General features: G+C 68.6%; 12 protein-coding genes and 2 pseudogenes. 11 read left to right on the top strand and 3 right to left on the bottom strand.

What is annotated here, in order from left to right; translation table 11 throughout:
* The first annotated feature begins 263 nt into the window (after positions 1–263).
* The 7 genes from ACIRHA_RS37700 (at position 264) to ACIRHA_RS37670 (ending at position 8829) form a co-directional block, all read left to right on the top strand.
* Entirely contained in the window at positions 264–1421 is a 1158-nt protein-coding gene (locus ACIRHA_RS37700; protein WP_403855374.1) for a mandelate racemase/muconate lactonizing enzyme family protein, read from the top strand.
* On the top strand, positions 1418–2425 hold the full coding sequence (locus ACIRHA_RS37695; RefSeq protein ID WP_403855372.1) for a zinc-binding dehydrogenase: 1008 nt from the start codon (positions 1418–1420) through the stop codon (positions 2423–2425). Before ACIRHA_RS37700 ends, ACIRHA_RS37695 begins: the two co-directional genes overlap by 4 nt.
* A 127-nt stretch (positions 2426–2552) precedes the next feature.
* A complete protein-coding gene (locus tag ACIRHA_RS37690; RefSeq protein WP_403855371.1) occupies positions 2553–3509 on the top strand; it encodes a hypothetical protein in 957 nt (318 codons plus the stop codon).
* 137 nt (positions 3510–3646) lie between these two features.
* Positions 3647–4762, top strand: coding sequence for a multiple monosaccharide ABC transporter substrate-binding protein (gene chvE, locus ACIRHA_RS37685; RefSeq protein WP_403855369.1), 1116 nt, complete (start codon positions 3647–3649; stop codon positions 4760–4762).
* Positions 4763–4820: 58 nt separating this feature from the next.
* Positions 4821–6371, top strand: coding sequence for a multiple monosaccharide ABC transporter ATP-binding protein (gene mmsA, locus ACIRHA_RS37680; protein ID WP_403855367.1), 1551 nt, complete (start codon positions 4821–4823; stop codon positions 6369–6371).
* A complete protein-coding gene (mmsB, locus tag ACIRHA_RS37675) occupies positions 6368–7621 on the top strand; it encodes a multiple monosaccharide ABC transporter permease (protein ID WP_403855366.1) in 1254 nt (417 codons plus the stop codon). The genes mmsA and mmsB overlap by 4 nt, the downstream gene beginning before the upstream one ends.
* Positions 7622–7656: 35 nt before the next feature.
* A complete protein-coding gene (locus tag ACIRHA_RS37670; protein ID WP_403855365.1) occupies positions 7657–8829 on the top strand; it encodes an aldose epimerase family protein in 1173 nt (390 codons plus the stop codon).
* A gap of 60 nt (positions 8830–8889) precedes the next feature.
* Here ACIRHA_RS37670 and ACIRHA_RS37665 read toward each other — a convergent pair whose 3' ends face one another.
* Positions 8890–9900 carry an arabinan endo-1,5-alpha-L-arabinosidase gene (locus ACIRHA_RS37665; RefSeq protein ID WP_403855363.1) on the bottom strand — a complete coding sequence of 337 codons (1011 nt, stop codon included), beginning with the start codon at positions 9898–9900 and terminating at the stop codon, positions 8890–8892.
* Between the two features lie 127 nt (positions 9901–10027).
* Between ACIRHA_RS37665 and ACIRHA_RS37660 the strand changes: the two are divergent.
* Positions 10028–11230 (top strand): annotated as a pseudogene (locus tag ACIRHA_RS37660) (pyridoxal phosphate-dependent aminotransferase); the annotation flags it as partial.
* A gap of 16 nt (positions 11231–11246) precedes the next feature.
* On the opposite strand, the gene ACIRHA_RS37655 reads toward ACIRHA_RS37660, so the two are convergent.
* Positions 11247–11711, bottom strand: a complete 465-nt coding sequence (locus tag ACIRHA_RS37655; RefSeq protein ID WP_403855361.1) for an RrF2 family transcriptional regulator — start codon at positions 11709–11711, stop codon at positions 11247–11249.
* Between the two features lie 132 nt (positions 11712–11843).
* On the opposite strand from ACIRHA_RS37655, the gene ACIRHA_RS37650 reads away from it, so the two are divergent.
* The 3 genes from ACIRHA_RS37650 (at position 11844) to ACIRHA_RS37640 (ending at position 13603) form a co-directional block, all read left to right on the top strand.
* Positions 11844–12800 carry a sulfite exporter TauE/SafE family protein gene (locus tag ACIRHA_RS37650; protein ID WP_403855359.1) on the top strand — a complete coding sequence of 319 codons (957 nt, stop codon included), beginning with the start codon at positions 11844–11846 and terminating at the stop codon, positions 12798–12800.
* A 69-nt stretch (positions 12801–12869) separates the two neighbouring features.
* A complete protein-coding gene (locus ACIRHA_RS37645; protein WP_403855357.1) occupies positions 12870–13193 on the top strand; it encodes a type II toxin-antitoxin system Phd/YefM family antitoxin in 324 nt (107 codons plus the stop codon).
* Complete coding sequence (locus ACIRHA_RS37640) at positions 13193–13603, top strand: type II toxin-antitoxin system VapC family toxin (protein WP_403855355.1); 411 nt, start codon at positions 13193–13195, stop codon at positions 13601–13603. The genes ACIRHA_RS37645 and ACIRHA_RS37640 overlap by 1 nt, the downstream gene beginning before the upstream one ends.
* Before the next feature lie 61 nt (positions 13604–13664).
* Here ACIRHA_RS37640 and ACIRHA_RS37635 read toward each other — a convergent pair.
* Positions 13665–14081: pseudogene (locus tag ACIRHA_RS37635) on the bottom strand (pectate lyase); the annotation flags it as partial.
* Positions 14082–14277: the final 196 nt, after the last annotated feature.

Genomic DNA, 14277 nt, shown 5'->3' with positions numbered 1-14277 from the left:
TTGAGGTGCCTGTGGCACGGATGGCAGTAGTCGTCCATGACCAACGGAGGCTAGGCGCAGGGTCGGTGAGGGAAAAAGTCCAAGCTGTGAATCTTCTGCACGGAATGCGACCGCGCCCGACCGATCGCCGACCGATCCCCGACCCATGCGGGCCGAACGCGCGGACCTGCGCGAACCATTGACACCCCGGGAGGGCCGATTTACTGTCACGCCAGCATTTCGAACGTGTGACGAAATTTCGAACAGCACAGGGGGCAACTGCCTTGCGGATCACGGGAATCAGCACGCACGTGGTCGGGACTCCGTGGCGGAACCTGACCTACGTACAGGTGCACACCGACGAAGGACTCACCGGTGTCGGCGAGACCCGGATGCTGGGCCACACCGACGCGCTCATCGGCTACTTGCACGAGGCCCAGGCCAACCACATTGTCGGGTCCGATCCGTTCGCCGTCGAGGACCTCGTACGGAGGATGAAGTACGGCGACTACGGCCGGGCCGGCGAGATCGTCATGTCCGGCATCGCCGTGATCGAGATGGCCTGCTGGGACATCAAGGGCAAGGCCCTCGGCGTACCGGTGTGGCAGCTGCTCGGCGGCAAGGTGACCGACAAGGTCAAGGCGTACGCGAACGGCTGGTACACCACCGAGCGGACCCCGGAGGCCTACCACAAGGCCGCACAGGCGGTGGTGGAACGCGGGTACAAGGCGCTGAAGATCGACCCGTTCGGCACCGGACACTTCGAGCTCGACCACGAACAGTCCCTGTACGCGGTGTCGTTGATCGAGGCCGTGCGCGACGCCATCGGGCCCGAGGCCGAGCTGATGCTGGAGATGCACGGGCGGTTCTCCCCCGCCACGGCGATCCGGCTCGCCCGCGACCTGGCGCCGTTCAACCCGGCGTGGCTGGAGGAGCCGGTGCCGCCGGAGAACCTCAAGGCGCTGGAGAAGGTGGCCGCGAAGGTGGAGATGCCGGTGGCGACCGGTGAGCGGATCCACGACCGGATCGAGTTCCGGGAGCTGTTCGAGAGCCAGGCCGTCGACATCCTGCAGCCGGACGTCGGCCACATCGGCGGCATCTGGGAGACGCGGAAGCTGGCCGCCACGGCGGAGACGCATTACATGCTGGTGGCTCCGCACAATGTGGGTGGGCCCGTGCTCACGGCTGCCTCTCTCCAGGTGGGTTTCTCCACGCCCAACTTCAAGATTCTCGAGCACTTCAACGACTTCGCGGACGCCGAGATCAAGAAGGTCGTGAAGGGCGCGCCGAAGGTCGTCGACGGCTACTTCGAGCTGTCCCACGAGCCGGGGCTCGGCGTCGAGCTCGATGTCGACGCCGCCGCCGAATTCCCGCAGCAGCAGGCCCGGTTCGACCTGTGGGCCGAGGGCTGGGAGAAGCGCGACCCGAAGGCGGCGTCGTGAGCTCCGCCGTCGTCGTCGAGGCGCCGGGCAAGCACCGGGTGGTGTCGCACGAGCCGGTGGCACCCGGGCCCGGCGAGGCGCGGGTGCGGGTGCACGCCGTGGGGATCTGCGGCAGCGACCGCGAGGTGTACCAGGGCAACAGGCCCGAGGGGTACGTGCGTTACCCGCTGACGCCGGGGCACGAGTGGTCCGGCGTCGTGGACGCGGTGGGCGCAGGGGTGCCGGAGTCCCTGGCCGGGCGCAAGGTCGTCGGCGAAGGGTTCCGGAACTGCCAGGTGTGCGCGCGGTGCCATGCCGGTGAGACGACGCTGTGCACCGACGGGTACGAGGAGACCGGGTTCACTCAACCGGGAGCCATGGCCGCGACGTTGACGCTCCCGGCGCGGCTGTTGCACGTGTTGCCCGACGATGCCGACCTCACCGCTGCCGCGCTGCTCGAACCCGCCGCGTGCATCGCCGCCGCCGCGCTCAAGGCGGAGGCGGTGCCCGGTCAGCGGGTGGGTGTGGTCGGGACCGGAACGCTCGGGATGTTCGCCGTGCAGTTCCTCGCGGCTGCCTCGCCGGCGGAGCTGGTGGTGGTCGGCACGCGGGGCGAACGCGAGGCTCTGTCGCGGCAGTTCGGCGGCACCGACTTCCGGCTGCGTACGGACGTGCTGCCGGACGATCTCGACGTCGTCATCGAGACCGCCGGGTCCGCCTCCGCGGCGCGTACCGCCGCGTCGTTGCTGCGGCGGGGCGGGCGGCTCGTGCTCACCGGGATTCCGGCGGCCGGGGCTGCGGAGGGGCTCGACCCCACGGATCTCGTGGTGCGGCAGCTGGAGGTGCGGACGGTGTTCGGGGCGGCGGCGGATGCGTGGGGGCATGCGGTGCGGATGTTCGGGGCGGGGTTGTTGGATCCGTTGCCGCTCGTCACGCACGAGGTGCCGTTGGAGCGGTTTGCCGAGGCGATCGAGTGGGTGGGGGCGGGGGACCCTGCGGTGGGCAAGGTGTTGTTGCGGCCCTAGCCACACGGAAGTCCTGCGGCACCGGGGTCTTGTGGGGCTCTGCCCCACACCCCGCTCCTCAATCGCCGCAGGGGCTTAACCCGTCCGAACCTAGTCCGAAATATCGAACAACCTGTAAAGGAACACCGTGACCGACACACCCCGCCGACCCGGCGAACCCGCGCTCTCCGCGCTCGGACTGAGTGGTCCCGACCGGCAGGACGCCGACGTCTCCCCCCACGCCTTCCCCGACGGTGGTACCTGGCGGACCGAGGTTCCGTCGGTCGAAGGGCCGGAGGCCGTCGGGGTCGTGCTCAAGGAGGCGTCCCGGCTCGACGTGCCCATTCACCGGATCAGCCAGGGCAGCGGCATCTGGATGCTGCGGGACGCCGAGATCCAGGAGATGGTCGAGGCGACCGCCGAACGCGACATCGAGCTCTGCCTGTTCACCGGGCCGCGCGGCAGCTGGGACACCGGCGCCTCCGTACGGACCGACTCCGGCGGCGCGGGGCTGCGCGCCCGTGGGCACGACGCCGTCGCCGGATGCGTCGAGGACGCCGTGCGGGCGACGGAGCTGGGCGTGAAGTGCCTGCTCGTCGCCGACGAGGGCGTGCTGTGGACGCTGCACAGGGCGCGTAGCCAGGGGATCATCCCGGCCGACACGACACTGAAGGTGTCCGCGCTCGTCGGGCCCGTGAACCCCGCCTCGTACGCCGTGTACGAGCGGCTCGGGGCCGACTCGCTGAATGTGCCGAGTGATCTGACGCCCGCGCATCTCACCGAGATTCGGCGGGTCTCCGGCGCGCCCATGGACATGTACGTCGAGGCGCCCGACGACCTCGGCGGCTATGTCCGGATGTACGAGATCGCCGAACTGGTCCGCCGCGGCGCCCCGTTGTACCTGAAGTTCGGGCTCGCCAAGGCGCCGGCCATCTACCCGTACGGGGCCCAGCTGCGCGACGTCACCCTGGACACCGCCCGCGAGCGGGTGCGCCGGGGACGGCTCGCGCTCGACCTGCTGGAGCGGCACGGGGCCGACGGCGGGATGTCCCCGCTGGGCTCACGGCTGCCGGGGGCGCTGAGCCGGTTCGACACGGGCCAATAACGTTCCGGGCGCGGAACTTCCCAGAACTGGACAGGGCCGCGCAGAATCCAACGCATCTCCACTCGGTCAACCCACGCTCCGCACAGGGGACTTCGCACCGCCCGCAGTTGTGCACTCACACATCAAGGATGATGACCATGCGAAACCGCCGAGCCGTTCTCACCGCGATAGCCGCTTCCGCCTCTCTCGCGCTCGCCCTGTCCGCCTGCGGCCAGAGCGGCGAGGGCGGGAGCAAGGACGAGAAGAAGAGCGCGAAGGGCTCTACCGTCGGCATCGCGATGCCGACCAAGTCCTCCGAGCGGTGGATCGCCGACGGCAACAACGTTGTCAAGTCGCTGAAGGCGAAGGGTTACAAGACCAAGCTGGCGTTCGGTGAGGACGACCCCGACCAGCAGGTCTCGCAGATCGAGAACATGATCACCCAGGGTGTCTCGGCGCTGATCGTCGCCTCGATCGACAACAAGTCGCTCACCAACGTGCTCCAGGAGGCGAAGGACGCGAACATTCCGGTGATCGCGTACGACCGCCTGATCCTGGACTCGAAGAACGTCGACTACTACGCGACGTTCGACAACGAGAAGGTCGGCGAGCTGCAGGCCGGCGCGATCGTCAAGAAGCTGGGCCTCGACAGCGGCAAGAAGGGCCCGTTCAACCTGGAGCTGTTCGCCGGCTCCAACGACGACAACAACACCAAGTACTTCTTCAACGGCGCGATGTCCGTGCTCAAGCCGTACATCGACAAGAAGCAGCTCGTCGTGAAGTCCGGTCAGACCAAGCTCAACCAGGTCACGACGCTGCGCTGGGACGGCGCCACCGCGCAGAAGCGCATGGACGACATCCTGACCTCCACGTACAAGAGCACGAAGGTCGACGCGGTGCTCTCGCCGTACGACGGCATCTCCATCGGCATCCTGTCCGCCCTGAAGTCCGACGACTACGGCACGAAGGCCAAGCCGCTGCCGGTGGTCTCGGGTCAGGACGCCGAGGTCGCCTCCGTGAAGTCGATCATCGCGGGCCAGCAGTACGCGACCGTCTACAAGGACACCCGCAAGCTCGCCGAGGTGTCGGTGGACATGGTCGACGACGTGCTCAACGACAAGAAGCCCAAGGTCAACGACACCAAGACGTACGACAACGGCGCCAAGGTCGTCCCGTCGTACCTGCTGACCCCGGTCAGCGTCGACAAGACCAACTACCAGAAGACCCTGATCGACAGCGGCTACTACACCAAGTCCGACCTGGGCCTGAAGTAGGCCGCGCGACTCAGCAGACCGTCTTCGCTCACCAGCAACTAGTAAGAAGGGCACGACCATGGCGGGACCCGTCCTGGAAATGCGCTCGATCGTCAAGACCTTTCCCGGCGTCAAGGCGCTGTCGGACGTCTCCCTGAGCGTCCGTCCCGGCGAGGTCCACGCCATCTGCGGGGAGAACGGCGCCGGAAAGTCCACCCTCATGAAGGTGCTCTCCGGCGTCCACCCGCACGGGAGTTACGAGGGGGACATCCTCTTCGACGGAGAGCACTGCGAGTTCAAGGACATCAACGCGTCCGAGAAGCGCGGCATCGTCATCATCCACCAGGAACTGGCGCTCGTGCCGTTCCTGTCGATCGCCGAGAACATGTTCCTCGGCAACGAGCACGCGAGCCGCGGCTTCATCAACTGGCACGAGACGCTCGGGCACGCCACGCGGCAACTGCGCCGCGTGGGACTGAACGAGAACCCCAACACCCGCGTCACCGACATCGGGGTGGGCAAGCAGCAGCTCGTGGAGATCGCCAAGGCGCTCGCCAAGGAAGTGAAGCTGCTCATCCTGGACGAGCCGACGGCCTCCCTGAACGACGAGGACTCCGACACGCTCCTCGATCTGATCCTGGAGCTGAAGGACCAGGGCATCACCTCGATCATCATCTCGCACAAGCTGAACGAGATCCGCAAGGTCGCCGACTCGGTGACGATCCTGCGCGACGGGCGGACCGTCGAGACCCTCGATGTGCGGGCCCCGGAGACCACCGAGGACCGGATCATCTCCGGCATGGTCGGCCGGGACCTGGACAACCGCTTCCCCGACCGCACGCCGCACCACCCGGAGGCGGGCGCGGCGCCGGCCATGGAGATCCGCAACTGGACGGTGCGCCACCCCATCGACCGCGAGCGCAAGGTCGTCGACGACGTCTCGCTCACCGTGCGCCGCGGCGAGATCGTCGGCATCGCGGGTCTCATGGGCGCGGGCCGCACCGAGCTGGCGATGAACGTCTTCGGGCGTACCTACGGCCGGTACGACGGTGGCGTGGTCCTCAAGGACGGCAAGGAAATCAGTACGCGGCACGTCTCCGACGCCGTCGGGCACGGGATCGCGTACGTCACCGAGGACCGCAAGCACTACGGCCTCAACCTGATCGACACCATCGGCCGCAACATCACGATGAGCGCCCTGGGCAAGGTCGCCAAGCGCGGGATCGTCGACGAGCACGAGGAGCGGCAGGTCGCCGAGGGCTACCGCAAGTCGATGAACATCAAGGCCCCGACGGTGTTCGAGCCGGCGGGCAAGCTGTCGGGCGGCAACCAGCAGAAGGTCGTCCTCAGCAAGTGGATCTTCGCGGGCCCCGATGTGCTGATCCTCGACGAGCCGACGCGTGGCATCGACGTCGGCGCCAAGTACGAGATCTACACGGTCATCGACAAGCTCGCGGCCGAGGGCAAGGCGGTCGTCTTCATCTCCTCCGAGCTGCCCGAGCTGCTCGGCATGTGCGACCGCATCTACACGATGGCCGCGGGCCGCCTGACCGGCGAGGTGCCGCGCGCCGAGGCGACGCAGGAATCGCTGATGCGCCTGATGACGAAGGACAAAGAGGTAGCGCGATGAGCACGAACGTCACGAGCAAGGTCCCGGCGGACGCGCCACCGCCGCCGCCGCGCAAGGCCGGCGACGCGGCCGGTGGCGGGCTGCTCCAGCTCGTCGTCGACGGCATGCGCCGCAACATGCGCCAGTACGGGATGCTGATCGCGCTCGGTCTGCTGGTCGCCGTCTTCGCCGTGTGGACCGACGGCGACCTGATCCTGCCGCGCAACGTCTCCAACCTGGTGCTGCAGAACAGCTACATCCTGATCCTCGCGATCGGCATGATGCTGGTGATCATCGCGGGCCATATCGACCTGTCCGTCGGGTCGTTGACGGCCTTCGTCGGATCGATGGCCGCGGTGCTCACGGTCAGCCACGCCATCTCCTGGCCCGTCGCCGTGATCCTCTGCCTGGTGATGGGCGGCATCGCCGGTTCCATCCAGGGCTGGCTCATCGCGTACGGCGGCATACCGTCGTTCATCGTGACCCTGGCCGGCATGCTGGTGTGGCGCGGGCTCACCGAGATCCTGCTCAAGGGTCAGACGCTCGGCCCGTTCCCCGACGGGCTCCAGAAGATCGGCAACGGCTTCCTGCCGGCCGTCGGCCCGAACACGAACTACCACAACCTCACGCTGCTGCTCGGTGTCGTGCTGGCCGCCGCCGTGGTCTGGCAGGAGATGCGGGACCGGCGCAGGCAGCGCGAGTTCTCCCTGGACGTCGTTCCGTTCAACCTGTTCGTGCTGAAGCTGGTCGCGATCGTCGCGGCGATCGCAGTCGTGACGCTGCTGCTCTCCAGCTACAAGGGCACGCCGATCGTCCTGATCATCCTCGGCGTCCTCGTGGTCGGCTACGGCTACGTGATGCGCAACTCGATCTTCGGCCGGCACATCTACGCGATCGGCGGCAACCTTCCGGCGGCGAAGCTCTCCGGCGTGAAGGACAAGAAGGTCACCTTCTACGTCTTCCTGAACATGGGCGTGCTCGCGGCCCTGGCGGGTCTGGTCGTCGCGGCCCGCCTGAACGCGGCCTCGCCGAAGGCGGGGCTCAACTTCGAACTCGAGGCGATCGCCGCGTCGTTCATCGGCGGCGCGTCGATGAGCGGAGGCGTCGGCACCATCCTCGGCGCGATCATCGGCGGTCTCGTCCTCGGCGTGCTGAACAACGGCATGAACCTGCTCGGCGTCGGCTCCGACTGGCAGTCGGTGATCAAGGGCCTGGCCCTGCTCGCCGCGGTCGGCTTCGACGTGTGGAACAAGCGCAAGTCCGGTTCGTAGTCACGGTTTCGCCTCTCATTACAGGAGCCGCACAGATGGAACTGAGCAGACGTACGGTCATGGCCTCCGCCGCGGCGGCCGGTGTCGCAGCCACCGCGCTCGGCGGCACGGCACACGCATCGGGAACCGCATCGGGAACCACCTCCGGAAGCAGGAAGCCCGTGAAGGAGTCCTTCGGCAAGCTCGCCGACGGCACGAAGATCTACCGCTGGTCGCTGGAGAACGGCGGCACGCGCCTGAAGGTCCTGAACTACGGCGGCATCGTCCAGTCGCTCGAACTCCCGGACCGCCACGGCAAGTACGTGAACGTCTCCCTCGGCTACGACACCATCGAGGAGTACGTCGCCGGCACCACGTTCTTCGGCGCCACCATCGGCCGCTACGGAAACCGCATCGCCAAGGGGAAGTTCACCCTCGACGGCAAGGCGTACCAGGTCTCCGTGAACGACGGCGAGAACTCGCTGCACGGCGGCGCGAAGGGCTTCAACACGCGGGTGTGGGACATCGAGCCCTTCACCTCCGGCCCGGACGTCGGCCTGCACATGCACTACACCTCCGTCGACGGCGAGATGGGCTACCCCGGCACGCTGAAGACGACGGTCACGTACACGCTGACGGCGCGCGGCGACTGGCGCATCGACTACGAGGCGACGACGGACAAGGCGACCGTCGTGAACCTCACCAACCACACGTACTACAACCTCGCGGGCGAGGGCAGCGGCACCATCTACGACCACGAGCTGTCGCTGGCCGCCTCCCGCTACACGCCCACCGACGCGGGCCTCATCCCGACCGGCGAACTGGCGAAGGTCGCGGGCACCCCGTTCGACTTCCGCAAGGCGAAGCCCATCGGCCGCGACATCCGCACCGCCCACCCGCAGCTGATCACCGCGAAGGGCTTCGACCACAACTGGGTGATGGACAAGGGCATCACCGCGAAGCCCGTCCTCGTGGCGACGCTGCGCGATCCGTCCTCGGGCCGCAGCCTGAAGATCGCCACGGACCAGCCGGGCCTGCAGTTCTACTCGGGCAACTTCCTCGACGGCACGCTCGTCGGCCAGTCGGGGCGCACCTACCGGCAGGGTGACGGCCTGGCCCTGGAGACGCAGCACTTCCCGGACTCGCCGAACCAGCCGAAGTTCCCTTCGACGGTGCTGCGTCCGGGCGAGACGTACCGGACGACGACGGTGCACTCGTTCGGCGTCTGACGTACAGCGTGGGGCCCTACGAGGAGGTCTTCTCGTAGGGCCCCACTGTCATGCGGCCTCTCAGTACGCGACCGGCCAGCCACTCCCCCAGTTCAGCAGGTTGACGCCCATCTTCGGCGTCCCGCCGTCCGTCCCGTCGTAGTAGTGGTAGACGAGCAGATCGCCGTCGGAGTCCGCGAGCACGGACTGGCCGCCGGGCCCGACGTACTTGCCGTGCGTGGCGAGCACCTCGGTGCCGCCGTTCTCCGTCATCCGCACGCCGTTCTTGTCGACGTAGGGCCCCGTGGGCGAACTCGCCCTGCCCACCTTGATCTTGTACGTGGACGAGGTGCCGGCGCAGCAGGTGTCGTAGGAGGCGAAGAGGTAGTAGTACGAGCCGTGCTTGACGACGGCGGGACCCTCCACCGCCTTCGTCCCGGTCGGCCGCGCGGCCAGCGAGCGGACCGTCTTGTCGGCGGCGTACTGCTTGCCGGTCGACGGGTCGAGCCTGATCATCTTGATGCCGGAGGACCAACTCCCGAACGACAGCCACCACTTGCCGTCGCCGTCGACGAAGAGGTTCGGGTCGATGGCGTTGTAGCCGGAGGACGTGGTCGTGGCGTGCACGACGCCGTGGTCGGTCCAGGTGCCCGGCTGTCCGCTCGGCGAGGACGCGAAGCCGATCGCCGAGTGGGTCGAGCCGAAGGTCGAAACGGCGTAGTACATCAGGTACTTGCCGCCGTGGTACGAGACGTCCGGCGCCCACACGTCGTTGTCGGGGTTGTACGTCGACCACCACGACGGGAGCGTCGTGAAGGCGGCGCCCGCGCGCTTGAAGGCCGTGCGGTCGGTGGAGGTGCGGGCCTCGACGCCGTTGTGCGTGGAGTAGACGACGTAGCCGCTCGCCGTCTTGACCATCGACGGATCGTGCACCGAGACGTCCCCGGTGAGCACGCCCGAGCCGGGGTAGGCGGCCTGGGCGGTGCCGGGGACGAGGGCGTATGCGGTCGCGGCGGCAGCGGCGGCGAGTACCGGGAGCAGGCGGCGCCCCCGGAGGGCGCGGGCTCTGGGTGTGGAGGTCTCTTCCTTCATGCCGGTGAGTCGCCGCGGGCGGGGCGTGGGTTGCCGCGTCACGCACGTCACATTCGCCCCACGCGCTGAACACCGCCCGCCCCACCCTCGTACTCATGCCCGACAACCGGCCGATGGGAGGCATGTGATGAGCGGAAGTGTCGTCTCGCTGTTCCAGGGCTCGACGGCCCACTCCCCCTCCTACGGCCAGCTGGCGCGGGCCGGGGCGGGCGGCGACAACGGCGGGGTCGTCGACTTCTGCATCCCCTGCAACCCCTACTTCCCCACCCCCGCGATGCTGGACGCGCTGCGCGGCCGGCTGCACGAGATCCTGACGTACTACCCCAGCAGCGCCGAGCACATCACCGCCGAGCTGTGCCAGGTCCTCGGCCTCAACCCACAGACCGTCGCGATGGGCAACGGCTCGACCGAACTCATCACCTGGATCGATCACCTGCTCGTGCGTGAGTCGCTGGCCGTGCCCGTTCCGACGTTCGGCCGGTGGACGGACCAGCCGATGGAGACGGGCAAGCGGGTCGACATGTTCCCGCTGCCCGAGCGCGACGGCTTCGCGCTCGACCCGGCCGCGTACGCGGAGTTCATCCACGCGCGCGGCTCGCGGGCCGCCGTCGTCTGCAACCCGAACAACCCCGACGGCGGCCTGCTCCCGCGCCGGGCCCTGCTCACCCTCGTCGACGAGCTGCGGCATCTCGATCTGATCGTGATCGACGAGTCGTTCCTCGACTTCGCCGACGCCGAGGGCGGGCAGGACCCCAGCCTCGTACAGGAGGCGGTCCTCCGCCCGAACGTGATCGTGCTGCGCAGCCTCGGCAAGAACTTCGGCCTGCACGGGGTGCGCTTCGGTTACCTGGTCGCGAACCCGGGCCTGGCGGGGAAGGTTCGCTCCGCACTCCCCAAGTGGAACCTCAACTCCTTCGCGGAATCGGTCGTCTTCATGCTCCGCGAGCACCGCCAGCAGTACGCCGACAGCCTGCGCCAGGTGTGCCGCGACCGCCAGGACATGCGCTGGCACCTCTCCCGTCTGCGCCCGCTCACCGTCTACCCCTCGCAGGGGAACTTCCTCTACGTGCGGCTGCCGGACGGGGTCGACGGGGTGGCGGTCCGCGACCGGCTGCTCGCCGAGCACGGCGTCCTGGTGCGCGAGTGCGGCAACAAGATCGGATCGTCCAGCAGCTTCCTGCGCCTCGTGGTGCGACCCCAACCGGACGTCCTGCGCCTGGTGGCCGGTATGGAGTCGCTCATGGGGAGCGGGAATGGAGCCGCCGTGCCCGAGCTGAGCGGAGGGACCACCTACAGCTCGGGCACGGCGGCGGTGGACCGGCTGATGACCTCGGTCGGCACGTGACTCACGGGTTGCGCCAGGCGGCCGGGTCCTCGGCCAGTTCCTTCACCGGTTCCGGCAGCCGGTCGTGCGCGAGGTCGGCGAGCGTGACGCCCTCCAGGATCTTGCGCACGTTGGCCCGCAGCGCCACCCACAGCGGGAGCAGCGGTTCGGCGGGGCCCGTGTAGCTGAGCGCGTTGGGCCGCTCGCCGCGCACCGAGACGATGGGGCCCTCCACGGCGCGTACGACGTCGGCGACGGTGATCTCGGCGGCCGGCCGGGCGAGCAGATAGCCGCCGTTGCCGCCCCGCTTGCTCACGACGATGCAGCCGCGCCGCAGGTCGCCGAGGATCCCCTCCAGGAACTTGTGCGGAATCTCCTGTGCCGCGGCGACGGCCTCCGCCTTGATCGGAACACCGTCCCCCTCGGCATGAACGGTGATTTCCAGGCAGGCACGTACGGCGTAGTCGGCGCGGGCGGAGATCCTCATGGGCTCATTGTGGTGGACGTTCGGGGCGCGCGGTGCGGTGGATCTTGCTCGAGCCTCCTCGGGTCTTCCAGCATCTGGGACACACGGATCTTCCCTACCTTTCCCATAGGGATGGTGCGTACAGTCGCCGACATGGACTTCTCATGGGCGATAGTCGTCGCGGGTGCGCTCGTCGGTGTGGCAGTGGGCCTCACCGGCATGGGCGGCGGCGCGCTGATGACACCGATCATGGTGATGCTGTTCGGCGTCAACCCGACGGCCGCGATCGGCAGCGACCTGGCGACCTCGGTGTTCATGAAGCCCTTCGGGGCGGCCGTGCACCAGCGGGCCGGGACCGTACGCTGGGACATCGTGCGCTGGCTGCTGCCGACGGCGATGCCCGCTGCGGTCCTCGGCGCGCTCTGCCTGGGGCTGCTCGGTGACGGAGAGCAACTGCAGGAGCGCGTGAAGTACGTCATCGGCGGCGCGCTCGTCCTCGCGGTCGTCGGGATGCTGGCCCGCATGCGGCTGGACGCGCGGCGCGGCACGGGCGCGGAGGAGGCCGAGGACGCACACGTGGCGGTCCGCCCGCTGGCCACCCTCGCCATCGGCCTGATCGGCGGCTTCATCGTCGGCATGACGTCGGTGGGCTCCGGCTCGCTGATCATCGTGATGCTGATGCTCGCCCACCCGCGCCTGAAGGCGAACCACCTGGTCGGCACGGACCTCGTACAGGCCATCCCGGTGGTCGCGGCGGCGGCCCTCGGCCACGTGCTCTTCGGCGACGTCGCGTTCGGCATGGCGGGCACGCTGCTGATCGGCGCGATCCCGGGCGTGGTGGGCGGCGCGTTGTTGTCCACGCGCATCTCGGGCCCGGCCCTGCGGTGGGCGCTGGTGACGCTGCTCGCGGGGTCGGGCCTGGCGATGTGGGGCGTGTCGGGGATCCCGCTGCTGGCGGTGTGCGCGGCGTTCGCGGCGGTCGGCACCGTGGTCACGCTGCGCGGGCGGCGGCGCTCCCTGGTGGTGGCGGGCGGCAGCGGTCAGAGCTTGCCGGCTCCGGCTCCGTCCGACACGGAGGCGACGACGTCGGAGGCCGGTTCCAGGGTGTAGTCGCCCGACACATACCCCGCCCGACGCACGCCATGGACCATTGACAGACATGGCCATATCATGTGCGACATGAGCGACGACATGTCGGACTCCATCACGATCACTGTCCGCGACCTGCAGCGCAACGCCGCTGCCGTGCTGAAGCGGCTTGAGCACGGCGAGACCATCATCGTGACCCGGCACGGCAAAACGGTGGCTCGGATACTGCCTCCGGACCCGGCAGAAGAGGCCATCAACCAGGCCGCGGCCGAAGGCCTCATCGACCTGGCCGAGCTGGCCCGCGCGCGCACGGCACAGCAGACCGCTCGGGTACATCGTGCCCCGGCATCCCCCCGGGGCGACGTCGCGAGCGAGGCCCTGCAGTCCTTGCGCGAGCTGGAGGGCGACCGGTAATGGAGCTGATCTACCTCGACACCTCGGCAGCCATCAAGCTCTTCAAGGCCGAAACCGAGAGCCACGCACTGGACCAGTGGCTGACACAGCAAGGGTCGCTGACCGTCCTCACCAGCGACCTCACCCGCACCGAGCTCCGCCGGGCGCTGGCGGCGTGCGACGCGGAGGCGGCAGTGCGGCAGGAGGCCGATGAGTGGCTCGACGACTGCGCCCTCGTGCGCCTGCGCCCCGCCGTCTTCGACCGTGCCGGACGGCTTCCGCACACGGGGCGCCTGCACTCCCTCGACGCCGTGCACTGCGCCGCCGCGCTGAGCCTCGGTTCGGCCGTGCGTCATTTCGTGGCGTACGACAAACGCTTGATCGAGTGTGCTGAGGCGCTGGGTCTGCCTGTGCGAAGCCCTGGGGTGTAGTACCTCGCACAGGCCTGCGCCGGCGCCGCCCGCTGGTGGCGGTGGCCGCGGACGGTAGCGGTCAGAGCTTGCCGGCTCCGGCACCTTCCGACACGGAGGCGACGACGTCGGAGGCCGGTTCCAGGGCGTAGTCGTAGGGGGCCTTGGTGAAGTCGCCCTCCTGGGAGATCTCGGTGGCGGCGCCGCCGAGATCGTTTCCGCTGAGGTGGGCGGAGCCGTCCTCGTCGCTGCTGCGGTTCGTGGTCACGGCGACCTTGGTGTCACGGAAGACGTTGTTCTCGACGAACATCTGCGCGCCCATCCGGGAGTGGACGGCGGTGTCGGCGCCGGTGACGTAGTTGTCATAGAAGTGTCCTGTGCCGAAGCGCAGGGACGGGATGCGCGAGTACACGTTGCTGAACTGGTTGTGGTGGTACGTGACGTGCAGCTTGCCGGTGTCCTCGCCGGCGTTGCTGTCGCTGTGGCCGACCAGTGAGCCCGTCAACTACCCGGGACTGAAGTCCCGGGCTTGCTGCTCGGGTCGTCGATGGCTTCGACGAGGCCCGGCTGCGTCCAGCGCTCACGCGATGAGAGTGAGAGCAGGGGCCTGTGACTCGGCCCCGCGGACCCTTCCCCAAGCTCTCGGCTTCGCTCGAGCAGGGGAGACCCCATTCACCAGCCGCGGGCGGCGATGT

The organism is Streptomyces sp. NPDC102360, assembly GCF_044766085.1.
Taxonomy (GTDB): domain Bacteria; phylum Actinomycetota; class Actinomycetes; order Streptomycetales; family Streptomycetaceae; genus Streptomyces.
The sequence above is the reverse complement of the archived record's forward strand: the minus strand, read 5'-3'. Positions and strand labels throughout refer to the sequence as shown.

What these genes read in the sequence shown, in the direction of transcription:
- chvE (WP_403855369.1), top strand. Translation starts at nt 3,647, where the DNA reads ATGCGAAACCGCCGAGCCGTTCTCACCGCGATAGCCGCTTCCGCCTCT.
- mmsA (WP_403855367.1), top strand. Translation starts at nt 4,821, where the DNA reads ATGGCGGGACCCGTCCTGGAAATGCGCTCGATCGTCAAGACCTTTCCC.
- mmsB (WP_403855366.1), top strand. Translation starts at nt 6,368, where the DNA reads ATGAGCACGAACGTCACGAGCAAGGTCCCGGCGGACGCGCCACCGCCG.
- ACIRHA_RS37670 (WP_403855365.1), top strand. Translation starts at nt 7,657, where the DNA reads ATGGAACTGAGCAGACGTACGGTCATGGCCTCCGCCGCGGCGGCCGGT.
- ACIRHA_RS37665 (WP_403855363.1), bottom strand. Translation starts at nt 9,900, where the DNA reads ATGAAGGAAGAGACCTCCACACCCAGAGCCCGCGCCCTCCGGGGGCGC.
- ACIRHA_RS37655 (WP_403855361.1), bottom strand. Translation starts at nt 11,711, where the DNA reads ATGAGGATCTCCGCCCGCGCCGACTACGCCGTACGTGCCTGCCTGGAA.
- ACIRHA_RS37650 (WP_403855359.1), top strand. Translation starts at nt 11,844, where the DNA reads ATGGACTTCTCATGGGCGATAGTCGTCGCGGGTGCGCTCGTCGGTGTG.
- ACIRHA_RS37645 (WP_403855357.1), top strand. Translation starts at nt 12,870, where the DNA reads ATGAGCGACGACATGTCGGACTCCATCACGATCACTGTCCGCGACCTG.
- ACIRHA_RS37640 (WP_403855355.1), top strand. Translation starts at nt 13,193, where the DNA reads ATGGAGCTGATCTACCTCGACACCTCGGCAGCCATCAAGCTCTTCAAG.